The sequence below is a fragment of the Stenotrophomonas indicatrix genome (genome assembly GCF_002750975.1).
Taxonomy (GTDB): domain Bacteria; phylum Pseudomonadota; class Gammaproteobacteria; order Xanthomonadales; family Xanthomonadaceae; genus Stenotrophomonas; species Stenotrophomonas indicatrix.
The window spans coordinates 3,727,230-3,746,486 of the sequence record NZ_PEJS01000001.1; the positions used below are offsets into that span (position 1 = coordinate 3,727,230).

Here is a 19,257-nt window from a genome sequence, read left to right on the forward strand (position 1 = left end):
GCACCTCCGGTCAGGTCTGCGGCCACAGCACGGCCAGCAGCAGGGCAGCGAACTGCAGCAGCGTGGCGGCGTACTGGCGCATCAGCAGACGCCGCATGCCGGTCCAGCGCGCATCCCAGCCACGCGTCGGCGCCTGTGCGTCCAGCCTGCGCAGGCCAGCGGTGTGCAGCGCCTGGTCCACGCGTTGTGCCGCGACTTCACCCTGCAGGCCCTCCTGCTGCAGCAGACGCAGCAGGCTGGCGTCCAACTGCACCCGCACCGCGTAGTACGCCTGCACAACACCTGCCACCAGGCTCAGCAGCAGCAGGCCAGCGGCGAACATCGCCAGCCCAGGCTCGATGCCCAGCAACAACAGGGCCACCAGCAGCAGGCCCAGCGACAACGCGGCAGGCACTCGCCCCTGCCGCAGCAGCAGATGCATCATCGGCAGATCGGGCACGGCGCTCATGCAATGGTCTCCTGCGCGGCAGCGGCCGCGATCACCTGTAGATGAACGTCATGCAGCACGATCGACGGCCGCGCGCCACGCACGATCGACACCGCGTCAGCGACATCGCGCGCACGGCCGGTGCGCAGCAACCAGGTCGCCACGCTGGCCGCGCTACGTGAGTACCCCAGCGCACAGCAGACCAGGACGGGGCCATGGCCGCGCAGGCGTTCAATGGCATCTGCCGCGGCGCGCAGCTGCGCCGCCGAAGGCACCGCCAGGTCCAGCATCGGCACGCTGGCGTACGCTGCCCCCGGCGCGCGGCAGGACAGCTCCGCACAGGTGTCGACCACGCCCACCAGCGGTGCCGGCAGTGCGGCACCTGGCAGGCGCCCCAGCCAGACAGCGTCGACGACCGGCACCGGCTGCGGCGCACGGCGCGTCCACAACCGCGAGTTGATCCACGCCGCACCCAGGTACGGTGCCAGCAGCCAGCGCGCGGCCATCGTCAACCGGCCATCGGCGCGCTTCTGGAACACCGCTGTGCCCAGCCCGGCATAGGCCAGCGACACCAGCAGCAACGACACCACGGGCCACAGCAGCCACAATGCGGTGCCGCGCAGCATCACCACCGGCACCAGCAGCAGGCCGGCACCCAACACATACAACGCGGCCAGCCGCCAACGCCTCGGGTCACCGGCAGCCTGCCAGGCACGCAACGGCGGCGTGCCCTGCTCCGGCCACAGCCACACGCACAACCAGCCAGCCAGCAGCCCGGTGGGAATGTCGATGAAGTGATGCTGGAACGTGGTCAGCACCGAAATGCCGATCAGCAGCGCCCACACATGCAGCACCAGCCGCCAGACCCCGTGCAGGTACTGCGCGAACTTCACCCACAGCACGATCAGCAGCACGATATGCAGCGACGGCGCCTGGTTGAATGGCTTGTCGAAGCCCAGCAGCACGTCGAACAACCAGCCGAACACACCGCCGATTTCCGGCCGTTCGAAGCTGAAGCGCAACGGCCACAACAGGAAGCACGCCACCGCGATCACCTGCGCGCTGAGCAGGCGCAGCGCGTGCCGGTCCAACTCCAGCCGGCGCCGGCACAGGAAGAACGAGATCGCATAGAACAGGTCGATCGACCAGTACGGCACGATCGTCCACGGCACGAACGGAATCCGCGCCTCCCAGGCAAATGCCATCACCGGCAGCTGGGCATGGCGGCCGGCCATCCAGTTGGCGAAGCCATAGCTGGCGAAGAAGAATGGACCGAGCAGGGCCAGCCACAGCAGGGCGCGCCGCCAGGGGCGCGCCTCGCTGGATGATGCGGTTGCCGCCAGCGTCGCCATCACGCGATCCGTCGTGCCAGCGATACGGTGAAGATGCCGAAGTCATCGATGCGCTGGGCCACCTTCTGGAAGCCGGCCAGGCGCACCAGTTCGTCCATCTCGTGCTGGGTACGGCGGCGCATCACCCACGCCGCGCCACCACGATGGCTGGTCAACGCACGCGCGATGAACTCCAGCTGCGGATGCCACGGCTGCCCGGTATAGGCCAGGTAACCGCCCACCGGCACCGTCGCAGCGATGCCCTGCAGCGAACGCAGCACCGCATCGTTGTCCGGGAACAGTTCGTACAGGCCGGACACCACCGCCAGCGTCGGCGCCGGTTCCACTGCTGCCAGCTGCGCCGGATCGAACGCATCGCCCTGTTCGAAGCGGGCGATGTCGGCCGCGCCGAGGCGCTCGATCAAGGCTTTGCCCTGCGTTACGTTCAGATCGCTGAAATCGCGCAGCACGATACGGTCGGCACGCTGTTCGCCCTGGCCGAGTGCTTCCAGCACGTAACGGCCATGGCCGGCCGCCACGTCCAGTACGCGCACCGGCGCGCCCTGCCCGCGCAGTCGCTGGGCGGCATCGCGCAGCAGTTCCTGCAGGTGCTTGCCGCGCACGCGGATGCCGCGCCAACCGATCGCATCCAGATAGTTGCGGTCGACCATCCGGCCCAGCGGGCCCTTGCCCCGCGCCTCATCACGGTAGATGTAGTCCAGCGTGCTGCCCGAATCGAAACCGGTCTGCAGGCCCAGCGCGATGCCCTCCGACAGCGTGCCGCCGAAACGCAGGCCACCGCGCACCACGCGCCAACGCAGGTCGGCCAGGCTGTTGCGCTCCGGTGGCCACGACAGGATCTCCGATTCCTCGAAGGTCGGGCCATGCCGATGCGCATCGCGCCGCGACAGCTCCTGCAGCGGTTCGGCAAAGCGTGCCTGGATGAAGCTGCGGATACGCGCCAGCGCCGGCGCACGGTCGCGCTCGCCGAGGGTGTCGTGGAAGAAGCCCGGCAGGTGCACGCGCTCCTTGATCGGGCTGGACAGGCGTTCGTAGAAGCGGTCCTGCGGGCCACGGTGCACCACGAAGTCCGAGCCCGATACCAGCAACTGCACCGGCACGCTGATCGCCTGCGCGTCGGCCACGATGCGGTCGGCCGCTTCGTACAGGCCCAGCAGCACGCGCACCGAGATCGGCCGGGTGATCAGCGGATCGGTGCGGTAGCTTTCCACCCGTGCCGGGTCGTGGGTCAGCCACTGCGGCTTGACGTAGCTGTTGACGAAGAAGTTGCCGCGCAGTTTCTGCATCAGCGCCAGTCCAGCGCGTGCGAACGGCACGTACAGCTTCACCTTGAATGCCGGCGAAGCCATCACCAGCGCGCGCAGCCGCGGCGCATAGTCATGCACCCAGGTGGCGGCAACCACCGCGCCCACGCTCTGCGCGATCACCACGATGTCCTCCACCGCGATGCCATGCTCGGCACTGAGGTGGGCGATGAAGCTGTCCAGGTCGCGCACCAGCGCCGGGAAGCCCGGTGCGTCGCCGCGCGTGCCGGGCGAGCGACCATTGCCGCGCGCATCCCACGCGAAGAACGCGGTGTCGGGCAGGTCCAGCTCGTCGACCAGATGGGTGACCCGGCCGGAGTGTTCATGGCCGCGATGCAGCAGCACGATGGCCTTGGCCGGCGTGGTTGCCGTGGTGCTCGGCCAGTACCGGTAGAACAGCGGCACCTGGTCGAAGCTGTGGAATTCCCGTTCCTGCGCCTGACGCATGCAATCTCCGTATGGATAGGGCGTGTAATCGTGTTGTGCTTACCGCTGCGATATCGCCGCGGCTTCCTTCAATCCCTGGCGTACGCGACGGACCACCGTCATCCCACACAGCAGTGCGGCCAGTGCGGCGACCGCGCTGACCACGGTCGCGCCTGCCCAGCCAAACGCCAGCAGCAGGCCCAGCACGCCGATCACGAACGCACGGTCGCTCTTGCCCATCGGGCCGTCATAGCGGCGGCTGGCGCCGACCATCAGGCCCAGCACGCCGGCGTACTCGCTCAGCGCGGCGGCCCAGGCCAGCAGCCACAGTGCCTCGGGGCGCACGCCCGGTACGCTGAGCAGGCTCAGGTACAGCGCCGCGTCGGCGATCACATCGCACAACTCGTTCAGATAGGCGCCCAGCCGCGATTGCTGGCCGAATTCGCGGGCCAGCATGCCGTCGACGGCGTTGAGGGCCATGCGCAGCAGCATCCACAGCGGCAGGGCCAGATACAGCAGCGGCTGGGTGGGAGCGCAGCACCACACCGCAGCGGCCACCAGCAGCGAGACCACGGCCGCAGCCACGGTCACCGTGTTGGCGGTGATCCCCATGCGGTACAGGCCGTGTACGGCCGGACGCAGCAGGTCCTGGAAACGTCCTTTCAATGCATAGATCGACACGATCTGAACCCGCTAATCCTTGGCAGTGCGGGCACAGCCTACCTGATTGCGACAGCGCCACGTATCGAATTGCGCCCAATGCCGGCCCATGCAGGTGCTGCCGAGCGGACCAGGACGGGAGTCTGCACCGGCCAATTTCCCCCACCAGCGCCCGCCACCGGCCCCCACCGCCTACAATATCGGCCCCGCTCCGCTGCCGATTGCCCTGTCCCCATGACTGCTGATCTGTTGCCCGTCCGCCGGGCCCTCCTCTCCGTTTCCGACAAGACCGGCCTGGTCGAGCTGGCCACCGCGCTGGCTGCACGCGGCGTGGAGCTGCTGTCCACCGGCGGTACCGCCAAGGCGATCCGCGATGCGGGCCTGGCCGTGAAGGACGTCGCCGAGGTCACCGGCTTCCCGGAAATGATGGATGGCCGGGTCAAGACCCTGCATCCGATGGTGCATGGCGGCCTGCTGGGCCGCTCCGGCCTGGACGACGCGGTGATGGCCGAACACGGCATCGGTGCCATCGACCTGCTGGTGCTGAACCTGTACCCGTTCGAATCGGTCACTGCCAAGGCGGACTGCACCCTGGCCGACGCGGTGGAGAACATCGACATCGGCGGCCCGGCGATGCTGCGCTCGGCGGCCAAGAACTTCGCCCGCGTGGCGGTGGCCACCGACCCGTCGCAGTACGCCGAACTGCTGGCCTCGCTGGATGCCAACGACGGCCAGCTGTCGGCCGGCACCCGTTTCGCCTTCTCGGTGGCCGCATTCAACCGCGTTGCCCAGTACGACGCGGCGATCAGCAACTACCTGTCGGCCGTCACCGCCACCGACGCCGCCGTGCCGGTGCGCGCCGAATACCCGGCGCAGATGAATTCCACCTTCGTGAAGGTGATGGACCTGCGCTACGGCGAAAACCCGCACCAGAGCGGCGCGTTCTATCGCGACCTGCATCCGGTGCCGGGCACGCTGGCCACCTTCCAGCAGCTGCAGGGCAAGGAGCTGAGCTACAACAACCTGGCCGATGCCGATGCAGCCTGGGAATGCGTGCGCCAGTTCGACGCGCCGGCCTGTGTCATCGTCAAGCATGCCAACCCGTGCGGCGTGGCCGTTGGCGCCGGCAACGGCGATGCCTACGAGCTGGCCTACGCCACCGACCCGACCAGCGCCTTCGGCGGCATCATCGCCTTCAACAAGCCGCTCGATGCAGCCACCGCGCAGGTGATCCTGGACCGCCAGTTCGTTGAAGTCCTGATTGCGCCGGACTACGAACCGGCCGCGCTGGAATACGCGCAGAAGAAGGCCAACGTGCGCGTGCTGCGCATCCCGCACGGCGATGGCCTGAACAACTTCGACAACAAGCGCGTGGGCTCGGGCCTGCTGCTGCAGTCGTCGGACAACCGCGGCATGACCCGCGACGAACTGAAGGTGGTCAGCAAGCTGGCACCGACCGACAAGCAGTTCACCGACCTGCTGTTCGCCTGGAAGGTCGCCAAGTTCGTGAAGTCCAACGCAATCGTCTACGCCAAGGACAACCGCACCATCGGCGTGGGTGCCGGCCAGATGAGCCGCGTCTACTCGGCTCGCATCGCCGGCATCAAGGCCGCCGACGCGAACCTGGTGGTCGAAGGGTCGGTGATGGCCTCCGATGCGTTCTTCCCGTTCCGCGACGGCATCGACGCCGCTGCCGCCGCCGGCATCAAGGCGGTGATCCAGCCGGGCGGTTCGATGCGCGATGCTGAAGTCATCGCTGCCGCCGATGAACATGGCCTGGCCATGGTGTTCACCGGCGTTCGCCACTTCCGCCACTGATACCTGGAGCGACACGGATGTCTGCAGTCTCTTTGAAACCGCTTGCCGTGCTCGCCTTCGCTGGCACGGCCCTGCTGGCCGGCTGCAAGCCGGCCGCCGAGCCCGCATCTGCCCCCCAGGCAGATGCGGCAAAGCCCGCCGCCAGCGAACCGGCAGCGCATGTCAGTCGCACCGCGCGGCTGCAGGCCTTCCTGACCGGGCGTTACGGCAAGGACGCCAAGCTTTCCGGCCAATGGCGCGGCAGCTGGACCCAGGACGATGAAACGCGCGCGATCGACTGGCAGGTCTGCGCCGAGCAACCGGTGGTGACCGGTGACAGCTGGCAACAACTACTGGCGGTGTGCGGTGCGCTGGTCGATGGCGCGCATATCGACCCGGGAACGATCGAGTTCTTCGTGCTGCAGCCCAAGGGCGATGGCTTCGGGGTAACCAGCGAACTGACCGGCGAGCGCTTCGGCAGTGGTGGCCAGCCCGGCACCGCCAGCATCATCCGCGCCGGCAGCGATTTCTACGGCTTCCGCGTCGAGGATGGCTGGTTCGGCCAGGGCTTCTCGCTGCTCTCGCAGACCCTGGTCCTGCCGGGCCCGAAAGGCCTGACCAGCACCGGCAACGTGCGCAGCCACATCGACAACGACGCCCAGTACGAATGCGAGAACGTCGACGCGGCCGCCGACCCCGATACCGCCGAAGACTGCCGCACCCGCCGCTTCAGCATCGATTTCGCACTGCGTTTCGACGACAGCGACCGCAGTGCGCGCATCTGGCCACTGCTGATCGAGGAATCCGGCAACACCTGCGGCGGCAAGCGGGTGCGTCAGGAACATCGCTTCACCCTGGACCCGAAGTCCTGGACCTACTCCTTCCCCGAATCGCTGCAACGCGAAGGCTGCGAATGACGCACACGCACCGCCGGGGACCTGGAACTTCCCTTCCCACGCAATCTGGAATCTCGTGATGAACGTACTTGTCATCGGCTCTGGCGGCCGCGAACACGCCCTGGCATGGAAGCTGGCCCAGTCCTCCCGTGTCACTGAAGTGCTCGTGGCGCCCGGCAATGCCGGCAGCGCCAACGAAGACAAGTGCCGCAACGTCGCGGTGAAGGTCACCGACATCGATGGCCTGCTCGCCCTGGCCCAGGCCGAAGGCGTGGCGCTGACCGTGGTCGGCCCGGAAGTGCCGCTGGTGGCCGGCGTGGTCGACCGCTTCCGCGCTGCCGGCCTGCGCATCTTCGGGCCGACGGCGGCGGCCGCGCAGCTGGAAGGCAGCAAGGCCTACGCCAAGGATTTCCTGGCGCGCCACAACATTCCCACCGCGTTCTATTCGGTGCACACCGATATCGAGCCGGCACTGGCCTACCTGCGCGAGAAGGGCGCACCGATCGTGGTCAAGGCCGACGGTCTGGCCGCCGGCAAGGGCGTGATCGTGGCCATGACCCTGGCCGAGGCTGAAGACGCAGTGCGCGACATGCTCTCGGGTAACGCCTTCGGCGATGCCGGCGCACGCGTGGTGATCGAGGAATTCCTCGACGGCGAGGAAGCCAGCTTCATTTCGATGGTCGATGGCGTGCATGCACTGCCGATGGCCACCTCGCAGGATCACAAGCGCGTCGGCGACGGCGACACCGGCCCGAACACCGGCGGCATGGGTGCGTACTCGCCGGCCCCGGTGGTCACCCCGGACGTGCACGCCCGCGTGATGCGCGAGGTGGTGAACCCGACCGTGCAGGGCATGATCGCCGACGGCATCCCGTTCACTGGCTTCCTCTACGCCGGCCTGATGATCGATGCCAGCGGCGCGCCGAAGGTGATCGAGTTCAACGTGCGCTTCGGCGACCCGGAAACCCAGCCGGTGATGCTGCGCCTGCAGTCGGATCTGGTCGACCTGGTGGACGCGGCGATCGATGGCCGCCTGGACCAGGTGGACGCGCAATGGGATCCGCGCCCGTCGCTCGGCGTGGTGCTGGCAGCCAAGCCGTACCCGGAATCGCCGATTACCGGCGAGGTGATCTCCGGCCTGGATGATGTGCCGGCAACGGCCAAGGTGTTCCATGCAGGAACGACGCTGGATGCGCAGGGTCAGGTGCTCAGCGCCGGTGGCCGCGTGCTGTGCGTGGCGGCGCTGGGCGACAGCGTGCGCGAGGCGCAGGCGAACGCGTACGCGGGCGTGGCGAAGGTGACCTGGGCCAACGAGTTCCACCGCACCGACATCGGCTGGCGGGCGATCGCGCGGGAAATCTGAGACCGCGCTGATCCACGCGTGGCGTGGATCTACTGGGTCGCGACGTAGATCCACGCCATGCGTGGATCCAGCAGGAAAAAAAAGGCCCGGCAATGCCGGGCCTTTCCATTACTCAAACGCTTCGCCGCCTTATGCGGTGAACAGCGCCTTCATCTTCTTCAGCGCGTTCGCTTCAACCTGGCGGATACGCTCGGCCGATACGCCGTACTCGTCCGCCAGCTCCTGCAGCGTCACCTTGCTGTCCGCATCCAGCCAACGGCGGCGGATGATGTCGCGCGAACGCGCATCCAGTTCCGCCAGGCCTTCGCGCAGCAGCTGCATCTGGTTGTCTTCGCTGTCCTCGCGCTCGTAGGCCATCGACGGATCTTCGTCATTGGCCACCAGATACGCAGCCGGCGACGGCGGCGCGTGGTCGTTGTCTTCATCGGTGGGGGCATCGAAACCGATATCGCGACCGGACAGGCGCGATTCCATTTCCAGCACCTCGCGCTCGGACACGTTCAGGTCCTTGGCCACGGCGCTGACTTCGGCGGCGTTCATCCAGCCCAGGCGCTTCTTCGACTTGCGCAGGTTGAAGAACAGCTTGCGCTGCGCCTTGGTCGTGGCGACCTTCACGATGCGCCAGTTCTTCAGGATGAACTCGTGCATCTCGGCACGGATCCAATGCACGGCGAAGGACACCAGGCGCACGCCCATGTCGGGGTCGAAGCGCTTGACCGCCTTCATCAGGCCGATGTTGCCTTCCTGGATCAGGTCGCCCAGCGCAAGGCCGTAGCCGTTGTAACCGCGGGCCACGTGCACCACGAAGCGCAGGTGCGAATGCACCAGCTCACGGGCAGCGTCCAGATCGTTGCCGTCGCGGAAGCGACGGGCCAGGTCCTGTTCGTTATCGACCGACAGCACCGGAATCTGGTGCACGGCACCGATATAGGCGTCCAGCGAACCGAGCGCACTGGGAATCGGCAGATTGTTTGCCACAAGGGCAGTAGAGGTGTTCTGGCTCATAGGCACCCATCTTAGCAGTCTGGGATTTGGACTGCTAAAGGAGGAAAAAGTTCCAGCATTCCACTGATGAAACACTGGTCCCAAACAGAACCCTACCGTAACGCGATTTGATGACAGTGGCGAGCGCGCTTTTCGGGATACACAATCCCTTGGAATTCAACCCACTAGCCCGGAAAGCCCGGCTATTCCGGGTCAAAGGCAGCTGAACAGGCGGCGGTTTCGCCCATTCAACAGGGGGCAGTGTTGTTCGCCGTTCAGCCCGATGGCGCCAGCGTCGCCCGCGGCGGCAGCGACCAGTCGATCGGCGCCTGGCCACGGCGCTGCAGGTACTCGTTGGCCATCGAGAAATGACGGCAGCCGAGGAAGCCGCGGTGGGCCGACAGCGGCGAGGGATGCGGGGCTTTCAGCACGCGGTGGCGGCCGGTATCGATCACCTTGCCCTTCTGCTGCGCGTAGGCACCCCAGAGCATGAACACCAGGCCCTCGCGCTCACGGTTCAACACGTCCACCACGTGGTCGGTGAAGCCTTCCCACCCGCGCCCCTGGTGCGCACCGGCCTTGCCCTCTTCCACCGTCAGCACCGCGTTGAGCAGCAGCACGCCGCGCTGCGCCCAGGGAATCAGGCAGCCGTGGTCCGGGCGGGCAATACCGAGGTCACCCTCGATTTCCTTGTAGATGTTCAACAACGACGGCGGCACCGGCACGCCCGGCTGCACCGAGAAACTCAGGCCATGGGCCTGCCCACGGCCGTGGTACGGGTCCTGGCCGAGGATGACCACTTTCACCTGATCGAACGGGGTCGCATCGAAGGCGGCGAAGATCTGCGGTCCAGGCGGAAACACCGCCGCACCGCTGGCCTTGCGCTGCCGCAGGAAGCTGGACAGCTCGCGCATCTGCGGCTGCAGCAGGTAATCACCCACACGCTGCTTCCAGCTCGGTTCCAGCTGGATCGCCGGGGTGTCCACTACTTCATCGATCATCGCAACACGTCATCGCAACAGGGGTCCATCATTCAACCGGGCCAGCCGCAGCTGGAACAGCACCTTGGTGATCAGCAGGCGCTCTTCGATCGGCTTCAGCACCAGATCGTTGGCGCCGGCCTGCAGCAGGCCGGTCTGGTTGTGCGGATTGCCATCGCCGGTCATCACCAGCACCGGCAGGCGGCGCTTGCCGTAGCCGAAGTCCACGCGCACGCGCTGCACCACGTCGCGGCCGCTCAGCTCTCCCTTCAGGGTCACATCGGTCAGCACCAGATCGATGCGATGGCGGCTGCGCCCGAGCGATTCGGCGGTGAGCAGGGTAAACGCTTCTTCGGCGCTGACCACATGCATCACGTTGAGCTGCTGGCGCTCGAGCATGCGCTTGGTCGCCTCGGCCACCACCCGGCTGTCCTCGATGTAGAGGATGGTCGCGCCGGGAATGGTCTGCGGCTGCACGTAGCCGCGCACGAAGGTCGCCAGGGCCTCGTGGCCCAGCGATTTGTCGAAGTAGTCGGTGACGTACTCGGTGAAGCGGCGCTGCTCCAGGTGCTGCTGGGCGTCGCCGGAGACCACGATCACCGGCACATAGGCCTGCCCTGCCGCTTCGCGCACCATCCGCGCCAGCGCCAGGCCGTCGCCATCGCGCAGGGTCAACGAGGTGGTGACCAGATCGACCGGCCCCTGCGCCAGCGCATGCTGTGCGTCTTCGATGCTGTCGCAGCCGATCACCTCCACGCCCGGCAGATCGCGCTGCAGGACGTCGGCGATCAGCTTGCGCACCAGCTTGGAGCCGTCAACCACCATCACCCGCGTCGCGGGCCCTTCAAGGTGCTTCAGCGCTTGCGGTTGCATGCCGGTCTCAGGTGTCGGTCGGGCGGGTCTGGCGGAGGAAGTGGCCGGTCACCAGCCATGCACCCAGCCAGCCCAGCAACAAGGTGCCAAGCAGCACCAGGCTGCCATGCAGCAGGTCCAGGCCATGCAGCACGAACGGGCTGCCGTAGCTGCGCGACAGCTCGGCCAGCGGCGCGCGCAGGGCGGCACCGGCAATGCCGATCAGGCCCAGCGCGACCGCACCGGCGCCCAGGCCATACCAGGCGCCCAGGTACAGGAACGGGCGGCGGATGAAACCATCGCTGGCGCCGAGCAGCTGCAGCACGCCGATTTCCTCGCGGCGGGCCTGGATGTCCAGGCGCACGGTGTTGCCGACCACCAGCGCGGCACCGGCGCCGAGCAGCACCGACAGCACCTGCACCAGCCGCGCACCAAACGCGAGCCAGGCATCCAGGCGCTGCCGCCACAGGGCGTCGTGCTGCACCAGGTCGGCACCGGGCAGGCTTTCCAGCGCGCGTGCCAGCCGTGCATCGTCCTGGCCCTGGCCGGGGGTGACCACCAGCAACGAGGGCAACGGGTTGTCGTTGAGTGCGTCGATGGCTTCGCCGAGGCCGGCCTGGCGCAGTTCCTCCAGGCCCTGCTCCGGCGTGCGCACGGTGACACTGGCCACGTCCGGGCGGTCGCGCAGCTCCCCGGCCAGGCGCAGCGCACCCGGGCCGTCGACGTCCGCCTTCAGGAAGACATTGATGTCGCGCGACTGCTGCACGCTGCCGGCAAACTGCTTGAGGTTGTCCAGCGCGATCGACAGGCCCAGCGGCAGCGCCAGGGCCAGCGCCATGACCATCACGGTCAGCAGCGTCGCCCACGGCTTGCGGCAGGCACGGCCGAGGCTGAACACCACGCTGTGCACGTGGTGCTGGAACCACACGCCCAGGCGCGACGGCGCAGCAGCTTCGGTGTTTTCGTTCTTGGCCATGGTTACTCCGCCAGATCCTGCGGCGAGATGTCGTCCACCAGCCGGCCGTGGTCGAGGATCAGCACGCGCTTGCGCATGTGGCGCAGCAGCGGCAGGTCATGGCTGACCACCAGCACGCTGGTGCCGCGCGCAGGCAGCTCGGCGAACAGGGACATGATCTCGGCCGCCAGGGTGGGATCGAGGTTGCCGGTCGGCTCGTCGGCCACCAGCAGCTTGGGCTCGCCGACGATGGCCCGGGCGATGCCGACGCGCTGCTGCTCACCGGCCGACAGCTGCGAGGGCAGCGCCTTCTCGCGGTGGCCAAGGCCCATGCGCTCGAGCACAGAACGCACGCGCTTGTTGATGTCGCCACGGCGGGTTCCGCGCAGGATCAGCGGCAGGGCCACGTTCTCGGCGATGGAGCGGTCCATCAGCAGGCGGTGGTCCTGGTAGACCGCGCCGACCGCGCGCCGATGCCGCGGCACATCACCGCCGCGGACCTTCAGCAGGTTGCGCTCGTCGAACATCACCGCGCCGCGGCTGGGCCGCTCGTCGAGGTGGATCAACTTGAGCAGGGTGCTCTTGCCCGCCCCGGAGTGACCGGTGACGAACAGCATTTCGCCCGGCGCGACCTCGAAGCTGACATCGGTCAGGGCTTCGTGGCCACCGGCGTACTGTTTGCTGACATTGTCGAAGCGCAGGACACTCATGCCCCGATTATGCAGGACCGGCGCGACAGATCGGTAGCGCCGGGCCATGCCCGGCGAAAACCTTCCGGCATCGCGGCCCCGGACGGAGGCCGCTGCGCTCGCCGGGCGTGGCCCGGCGCTACCGGCTTAATTGCCGGACAGCATCCGGCGGATCTTGCGGCCGATACGGGTCAGGAACGAGTCGCCGGCATCGGCGCTGGTACGCACCGGCTTGGCCACCACCTGCACCGGGGTAACCGGGCTGGCGCCGTTGCCGGCGTTGCTTGCCACACCTTCGGCGCCCTCGACCGGACGGCCGTGGCGACGACGACGACGCTTGCGCGGCTTGCGCTCGCCGTCCACCGCACCTTCCGGCGCAGCTTCAGCGCGCGGCGGACGCGGGGCCTGCACGGCGGCAGCTTCAGCGGTCACTGCACCCTCGACTGCGGCGGCAGCAACCTGCTCACCTTCCACACGCGGCTTGCGCGGGCCACGCGGACGGCGTTCGCCGCTGCGCTCGCCATCGCGGCCACCACGCCCAGCGCCAGCACCACTGCCGGAACGACCGCCACTACGGCCGCCGCCACGACGCTCTTCCTCGGCGGCGCGCGCTTCGCGTGCTTCGCGGAAGATCTGGCCGACGCTTTCGTTCTCGTCACCTTCCTCGCCCGGTGCCGGGGCGGCACGCTCAGGGCGCGGCAGCGACGTCAGGATCTCGCTGGTGACCGCTTCGACCGGGATCTTCTGTTCGATGTAGGCCTCGATGTCCGGCAGGCCCATCGCATAGCGCTCGCAGGCGAAGCTGATGGCATCGCCTTCCTCGCCCAGGCGGGCGGTACGGCCGATGCGGTGCACGTAGTCTTCGGCGTCGAACGGCAGGTCGTAGTTGTAGACGTACTTGATGCCGTCGATATGCAGGCCGCGGGCGGCCACATCGGTGGCCACCAGGATTTCCAGCTGGCCCTTCTGGAAGCGGTTGAGCAGGCTCTCGCGCTTCTTCTGCGGCACGTCACCGGACAGCACGCCGACGCGGTAGCCGGAACGCTCCAGCGAACGGGCCACGCGCTCGACGAACACCTTGGTGTTGACGAAGACCATGGTGCGCGCGCCTTCGCTGCGCGACAGCAGGCCCAGCAGCAACGGGATCTTCTCTTCGTCGGCCGGGAAGTAGATGCGCTGGCGCACGCGCGCGGCGGTGATGGTCTCGGCTTCGACCACCAGCTTCTGCGGCTCGTTCATGTGCTCATAGGCCAGCTCGAGCACGCGGTGGCTCAGGGTGGCGCTGAACAGCAGGGTCTGCCGGGTGGAGCGCTCGGGCATGCGGCGCAGCAGGAAGCGGATGTCCTTGATGAAGCCCAGGTCGAACATGCGGTCGGCTTCGTCCAGCACGCAGATCTCGCAGGCGTGCAGCGACACCACCTTGTGCTGCTTGACGTAGTCGATCAGGCGGCCGGGGGTGGCGATGATCACGTCCACGCCCTGCTGCAGGATCTCGCGCTGCTTGTCGTAGTCAACGCCGCCGTAGACCAGCGCGAAACGCAAACCCAGATCCGAACCGAACTTGACCGCATCCTTGTGGATCTGGATGGCCAGTTCGCGGGTGGGGGCCAGGATCAGCGCGCGCGGGTCTTCCGGCTTGCGATCGGCCAGTGCCGGGCGGGTCAGCAGGCGGTTCACGACAGCGACCAGGAAGGCCAGCGTCTTGCCGGTGCCGGTCTGGGCCTGGCCGGCGACGTCGCCACCGGGCAGCGCGACCGGCAGGGTCAGCGCCTGGATGGGCGTGCAGCGGGTGAATCCGGCTCCTTCAAGACCGGCCTGCAGGGCCGGATGCAGATCAAAGGAGGAAAAAGTCAAATCGGTCAGCGGTTTGTCGCTCATGTGTCCGTCTTGGTATGGCCACGCGCCTGCGGGCGGCGGCACTGAAATCTGTCTGGGGCTCCGTCGCAAACTGCGGCCCCTGCGGCGGGTCGGGCTGGCCGGGACCCCTCGGGTCCGCGCGCCGCACAATGCCCCAGTTTACCGCACTCGGGCCAGCAAACCGGAATTGGGCGTCTCATGACTCACGGAGACGCACCTCTTCACCCCGCAGTACCGCGCTTGAACAGCGGCGCGGGCTCCTATGGCCTACCGCGCCAGCACCCCCATTTCAGCCATGGACAGTGACATCGGACACATACCGGGCTCAGCACCGATCACGATACGCTGGGTTCCAGCCAGCATCTGTCCCTGCCCTGCGATAGGGGTACACTGCCGGCCGTGAGCGTCCAGGCATCCCGCCGAACGCACCGTGGCAGTCCGCCGCGAGGCAACGACGAGGGTCACGCCACCGGGCATGGCCCAGTTCACCCACCTCCGGCCTGGCCGGGTGCAATCCAAGACGAGAAACCAAGATGAGCGACAAGGTTGTACACGTCGGCGATGCCGACTTTGATAGCGCCGTACTGAATTCCAAGGAACCGGTGCTGGTCGATTTCTGGGCCGAGTGGTGTGGCCCGTGCAAGATGATCGCCCCGGCGCTGGATGAACTGGCCGATGCCTACCAGGGCCGCGCCAAGATCGCCAAGGTCAACGTGGACAACAACCGCGCCCTGGCCGCCAAGTACCACGTGCGTTCGATTCCCTACCTGGTCGTCTTCAAGGACGGCGAGAAGGTGGGCGAGCAGATCGGTGCCGTTGGCAAGGCCCAGCTGGCCGGCCTGCTGGACAAGGCCCTGGCCTGATCCCGCGCTTTCCGGCAGCCGTTTTCGACGGCTGCCGGGCAGGCGCCCCGGCGCCTGACTGAATACCGTATCCGGCGACCCTTGCGTGGCGCCGCAGGCCGATGATAGTGTCGGCACATCCGGCCGCGTTCGCGTGCCGCATCTTCTGGACGCAGTTTCTTCCAGACCCATTCCCAATGTTCGCCGCCCCAGCCGGGCGCTCGCACCTTCAAGCGAGGAATAACGCTCTTGTCCGATAACACTCCCGAAACCGGTAGCGCTGATGCGCCCGCCGAAAAGCGCGTGCGCAAAGCCCGCGTAACCAAGGCTGCCGCTCCGGCCGCCGCCGAAACCAGCGCCGCCCCTGCGCAGCCTGCCCTGCCGCTGGCAGCCGCGCCCGATGCGCCGGCACCGGCCGCAGCGCCTTCCGCGCCGAGCGCACCCGCCGCCGAGGCCCCTGCCAGCAGTGGCGGCGGCGAAGGTGGCGAGGGCCGCGAATCCGGCCAGCCGCGGCAGTCGCAGCAGAACAACCAGGGCGGTGGCCAGAACCAGAACCCCTACAACCAGGGCGGCCAGCAGGGCCAGCAAGGCCAAGGCAACCGCCGTGACCGTTTCCGCAACCGCCGCGACCGTGATCGCAATGGTGGCGGCGGTGGTGGCGGTGGTGGCAACGGCGGTCGCTTCCGCGACGACGGCATGCCCAACGACAACGGCGAACAGCAGCCGTTCGTACCGCGTCCGCACGCCAACGTCCCCGAAGGCTTCCCGGTCTATTCGCTGAGCGACCTCAAGCGCATGCCGGCCCAGAAGCTGCTGGAGATCGCCGAGCAGCTGCAGATTTCCGAAGGCGTGGCCCGTGCCCGCAAGCAGGACGTGATCTTCGCGCTGCTGAAGGTGCTGACCCGCCACGGCGACGGCGTCGCCGCCGACGGCGTGCTGGAAATCCTGCCGGACGGCTTCGGCTTCCTGCGCGCGGCCGAGGCCAGCTACCTGGCCGGCCCGGACGACACCTACATTTCGCCCAGCCAGATCCGCCGCTTCAACCTGCGTACCGGCGACCACCTGTCCGGCCGCATCCGCTTCCCGAAGGACGGCGAGCGCTACTTCGCGCTGTCGATCGTGGACACCATCAACGGTGAGCCGCTGGAAGCGTCGAAGAACAAGGTGCTGTTCGAGAACCTGACCCCCCTGTTCCCGCGTCGCCGCTTCACCCTGGAGCGCGGCAACGGTTCGTCGGAAGACATCACCGGCCGCATCCTCGACCTGATGGCACCGCAGGGCAAGGGCCAGCGCTCGCTCATCGTGTCCCAGCCGAAGGCCGGCAAGACGATGATGATGCAGCAGGTGGCCACGGCCATCACCACCAACCATCCGGACGTGCACCTGATCGTGCTGCTGATCGACGAGCGCCCGGAAGAAGTGACCGAAATGCAGCGCACCGTGCGCGGCGAGGTCATCAGCTCGACCTTCGACGAACCGGCCGCGCGCCACGTGCAGGTGGCCGAAATGGTCATCGAGCGTGCCAAGCGCCTGGTCGAGCACAAGAAGGACGTGGTGATCCTGCTCGACTCGATCACCCGCCTGGCGCGAGCCTACAACAACGTCGTGCCGAGCTCGGGCAAGGTGCTGACCGGTGGTGTGGACGCCAACGCCCTGCATCGCCCCAAGCGCTTCTTCGGTGCCGCGCGCAACGTGGAAGAAGGCGGCAGCCTGACCATCATCGCCACCGCGCTGGTCGATACCGGCTCGAAGATGGACGAGGTGATCTACGAAGAGTTCAAGGGCACCGGCAACAGCGAAGTGCACCTGAGCCGTCGCATCGCTGAAAAGCGCGTGTTCCCGGCCATCGACATCAACCGTTCGGGCACCCGTCGCGAAGACCTGCTGATCGAGCCGGAGCTGCTGCAGAAGATCTGGATCCTGCGCAAGCTGCTGCATCCGATGGATGAAATGACGGCGATGGAATTCCTGCTCGACAAGATGAAGAACACCAAGTCCAACGACGAGTTCTTCGGTTCGATGAAGCGCTGATCGCGCGGCATTGATGGAATACGGAAAGGCCCCGCAGTGCGGGGCTTTTTCTTGGGATGGCGGCAGGACAAACGGCTTCACTTCGCGGCCCGGTGATTTGGCGATAATCTGCGGGACAAATGCCTGACTCTCCGCCCCGGCCGTGCTGGCCGGGCCGCCGATTCCCGCTGTTGCCCCATCCGGAGGATCCGGCGGGTCCAGCCCTGCCCGATCCTTCAACCGCATGCGCACACTGTCTCCCCGGCTCAACCTGGGCAAGCTGATCCTTGCCCTGGCCCTGCTCAGCGCCGTCATTGCCCTGGCCAATACGCTGCTTGCCAGCTATCGCGTGCAGCGCGACCAGCTGGTGGGCAACACCCTGGAAGCCAACCGCGTGTACGCCACCAAGCTGGCCGAGACCACGCAGAACTTCCTGCTGGCCGCGCAGCAGCAGCTGGCCTATGCCGCCACCCGGCTTGGCGACAGCGACATGGATCCGGCCCAGGCGCAGGATGAGGCCCGTCGCCTGCAGCTGCAGTCCAGCAGCTTCAACTCCTCGCTGGTGGTGGCCAACGACGGGCGGGTGATCGCGACCTCGCCGCAGAGCCTGCAGCTGCAGGGCGAGATCCTGCGCAGCGCTGGCAACAAGGCAGCGTTGGAACGGCGCCAGCCGATGATCAGCGATCCCTACCAGTCGGCCACCGGCAAGCTGCTGATCTCGATCTCGCACCCGGTATTCGACCGCAGCGGCCAGTACCGGGGCTATGTGAGCGGCACCCTGTACCTGCGCCAGCGCAGTGCACTCAACACCCTGCTGGGTACGCACTACTACCGCGATGGTTCCTACCTGTACGTGGTGGACCGCCATGGCCGCCTGATCTATCACAACAACCCCAAGGAAGTGGGCACCTACGCGTTGAACAACCCGGCGGTGAAAGAAGTGATGCGCGGCCAGCGCGGTGCGCAGCAGGTGCGCAACAACCACCAGGTGGCGATGCTGGCCGGTTACGCGCCCGTGCCGGCAACCGGCTGGGGCATCGTCGCGCAGCGCCCGACCGAGGCGACGCTGCAGCCGCTGTCACGCCTGATGTCGGCGGTGATCTGGAATGCCATTCCGCTGGGCGTGCTGTCGCTGCTGATCACCTGGTGGTTCGCCCGCCGCATTTCGCTGCCGCTGTGGCAGCTGGCGCGCAACGTGCAGGACGGCGAAGACACTGGCAATGCGATCAGCCACGTCAATGGCATCCGTGCCTGGTACTTCGAAGTGGCGCAGCTGAAACAGGCCGTGCTGTACAGCTTCAATGCGCTGCAGGACCGGATCGGCACGCTCAACCGCGCCAGCCGTACCGATCCGCTGACCGGCCTGCTCAACCGTCGCGGGCTGCAGCAGGCGCTCGAAGCGCTGCAGGCGCAGGGCCTGCCGTTTGCGATCCTGACGCTGGATATCGACCGCTTCAAGTCGATCAACGACAGCCACGGTCACGACGTCGGTGATGCGGCCATCGTGCATATCGCCGAACAGATGCGCCGCCATTCGCGCGAGACCGACGTGCTGTGCCGCGCCGGTGGCGAGGAGTTCCTGGTGCTGTTGCCGGGCGTTGGCATCGAAGCGGCCCGGCAGACCGGCGAGCGCCTGCGCCAGGCCATCGCCGACGAACCGTTTGCTCCGGTGGGCACCATCACCGTGTCACTGGGAGTGGCCCACTTCCCCAGCTTCCATACCGATCCGGAACAGGCACTGCGCTTGGCCGACAAGGCCCTGTACCTGGCCAAGGAACAGGGCCGCAACCGGGTGGTGGTGTACCCGCACGCCGATTGAGCACATCGATTCAAGCGGGATGCGCCGGGGCAGGCCCGGCGCAT

Annotated in this window: 16 protein-coding genes; 6 read left to right on the top strand and 10 right to left on the bottom strand. The window is 67.3% G+C overall.

What is annotated here, in order from left to right:
• Positions 1 to 10 precede the first annotated feature (10 nt).
• Genes CR918_RS17190 through CR918_RS17205 form a run of 4 tightly spaced genes read right to left on the bottom strand, consistent with a single transcriptional unit; the run spans position 11 to position 4,190 of the window.
• Complete coding sequence (locus tag CR918_RS17190; RefSeq protein WP_099843895.1) at positions 11 to 448, bottom strand: hypothetical protein; 438 nt, start codon at positions 446 to 448, stop codon at positions 11 to 13.
• Positions 445 to 1,779, bottom strand: a complete 1,335-nt coding sequence (locus tag CR918_RS17195; protein WP_099843897.1) for a phosphatase PAP2/dual specificity phosphatase family protein — start codon at positions 1,777 to 1,779, stop codon at positions 445 to 447. Before CR918_RS17195 ends, CR918_RS17190 begins: the two co-directional genes overlap by 4 nt.
• Positions 1,779 to 3,530 carry a bifunctional alpha/beta hydrolase/class I SAM-dependent methyltransferase gene (locus CR918_RS17200; RefSeq protein WP_099843899.1) on the bottom strand — a complete coding sequence of 584 codons (1,752 nt, stop codon included), beginning with the start codon at positions 3,528 to 3,530 and terminating at the stop codon, positions 1,779 to 1,781. Before CR918_RS17200 ends, CR918_RS17195 begins: the two co-directional genes overlap by 1 nt.
• A 39-nt stretch (positions 3,531 to 3,569) precedes the next feature.
• Entirely contained in the window at positions 3,570 to 4,190 is a 621-nt protein-coding gene (locus tag CR918_RS17205) for a CDP-alcohol phosphatidyltransferase family protein (protein WP_099843901.1), read from the bottom strand.
• A 213-nt stretch (positions 4,191 to 4,403) separates the two neighbouring features.
• Here CR918_RS17205 and purH point away from each other — a divergent pair, with 213 nt between their 5' ends.
• From purH to purD, 3 genes are read left to right on the top strand one after another with little or no spacing between them, the layout of a single operon-like run.
• A complete protein-coding gene (gene purH, locus CR918_RS17210; protein WP_025878616.1) occupies positions 4,404 to 5,987 on the top strand; it encodes a bifunctional phosphoribosylaminoimidazolecarboxamide formyltransferase/IMP cyclohydrolase in 1,584 nt (527 codons plus the stop codon).
• 17 nt (positions 5,988 to 6,004) lie between these two features.
• Positions 6,005 to 6,883, top strand: a complete 879-nt coding sequence (locus CR918_RS17215) for a hypothetical protein (protein ID WP_099843903.1) — start codon at positions 6,005 to 6,007, stop codon at positions 6,881 to 6,883.
• A gap of 58 nt (positions 6,884 to 6,941) precedes the next feature.
• A complete protein-coding gene (gene purD / locus CR918_RS17220) occupies positions 6,942 to 8,225 on the top strand; it encodes a phosphoribosylamine--glycine ligase (protein WP_099843905.1) in 1,284 nt (427 codons plus the stop codon).
• A gap of 129 nt (positions 8,226 to 8,354) precedes the next feature.
• On the opposite strand, the gene rpoH is transcribed toward purD, so the two are convergent.
• The 6 genes from rpoH to rhlB all read right to left on the bottom strand — a co-directional run bounded on the left by rpoH (position 8,355) and on the right by rhlB (position 14,563).
• Positions 8,355 to 9,230, bottom strand: a complete 876-nt coding sequence (rpoH, locus tag CR918_RS17225) for an RNA polymerase sigma factor RpoH (protein ID WP_025878613.1) — start codon at positions 9,228 to 9,230, stop codon at positions 8,355 to 8,357.
• A 254-nt stretch (positions 9,231 to 9,484) separates the two neighbouring features.
• Positions 9,485 to 10,210, bottom strand: a complete 726-nt coding sequence (gene ung, locus CR918_RS17230) for a uracil-DNA glycosylase (RefSeq protein WP_033832381.1) — start codon at positions 10,208 to 10,210, stop codon at positions 9,485 to 9,487.
• Positions 10,211 to 10,219: 9 nt separating this feature from the next.
• Positions 10,220 to 11,062 (bottom strand): response regulator, encoded by an 843-nt coding sequence (locus tag CR918_RS17235; RefSeq protein ID WP_025878611.1) that lies wholly within the window; start codon positions 11,060 to 11,062, stop codon positions 10,220 to 10,222.
• Positions 11,063 to 11,069: 7 nt separating this feature from the next.
• Positions 11,070 to 12,017 (bottom strand): permease-like cell division protein FtsX, encoded by a 948-nt coding sequence (ftsX, locus tag CR918_RS17240; protein WP_025878610.1) that lies wholly within the window; start codon positions 12,015 to 12,017, stop codon positions 11,070 to 11,072.
• A gap of 2 nt (positions 12,018 to 12,019) precedes the next feature.
• Positions 12,020 to 12,706 carry a cell division ATP-binding protein FtsE gene (gene ftsE / locus CR918_RS17245; RefSeq protein WP_025878609.1) on the bottom strand — a complete coding sequence of 229 codons (687 nt, stop codon included), beginning with the start codon at positions 12,704 to 12,706 and terminating at the stop codon, positions 12,020 to 12,022.
• A gap of 126 nt (positions 12,707 to 12,832) precedes the next feature.
• A complete protein-coding gene (rhlB, locus tag CR918_RS17250; RefSeq protein WP_025878608.1) occupies positions 12,833 to 14,563 on the bottom strand; it encodes an ATP-dependent RNA helicase RhlB in 1,731 nt (576 codons plus the stop codon).
• A gap of 512 nt (positions 14,564 to 15,075) precedes the next feature.
• On the opposite strand from rhlB, the gene trxA reads away from it, so the two are divergent.
• From trxA to CR918_RS17265, 3 genes are all read left to right on the top strand, one after another.
• Positions 15,076 to 15,405: a thioredoxin gene (gene trxA, locus CR918_RS17255; protein WP_025878607.1), complete on the top strand. Its 330-nt coding sequence runs from the start codon at positions 15,076 to 15,078 to the stop codon at positions 15,403 to 15,405.
• Positions 15,406 to 15,633: 228 nt separating this feature from the next.
• Positions 15,634 to 17,415 carry a transcription termination factor Rho gene (gene rho / locus CR918_RS17260; protein WP_099843907.1) on the top strand — a complete coding sequence of 594 codons (1,782 nt, stop codon included), beginning with the start codon at positions 15,634 to 15,636 and terminating at the stop codon, positions 17,413 to 17,415.
• Between the two features lie 223 nt (positions 17,416 to 17,638).
• Complete coding sequence (locus CR918_RS17265) at positions 17,639 to 19,213, top strand: sensor domain-containing diguanylate cyclase (RefSeq protein ID WP_099843909.1); 1,575 nt, start codon at positions 17,639 to 17,641, stop codon at positions 19,211 to 19,213.
• Positions 19,214 to 19,257 lie beyond the last annotated feature (44 nt).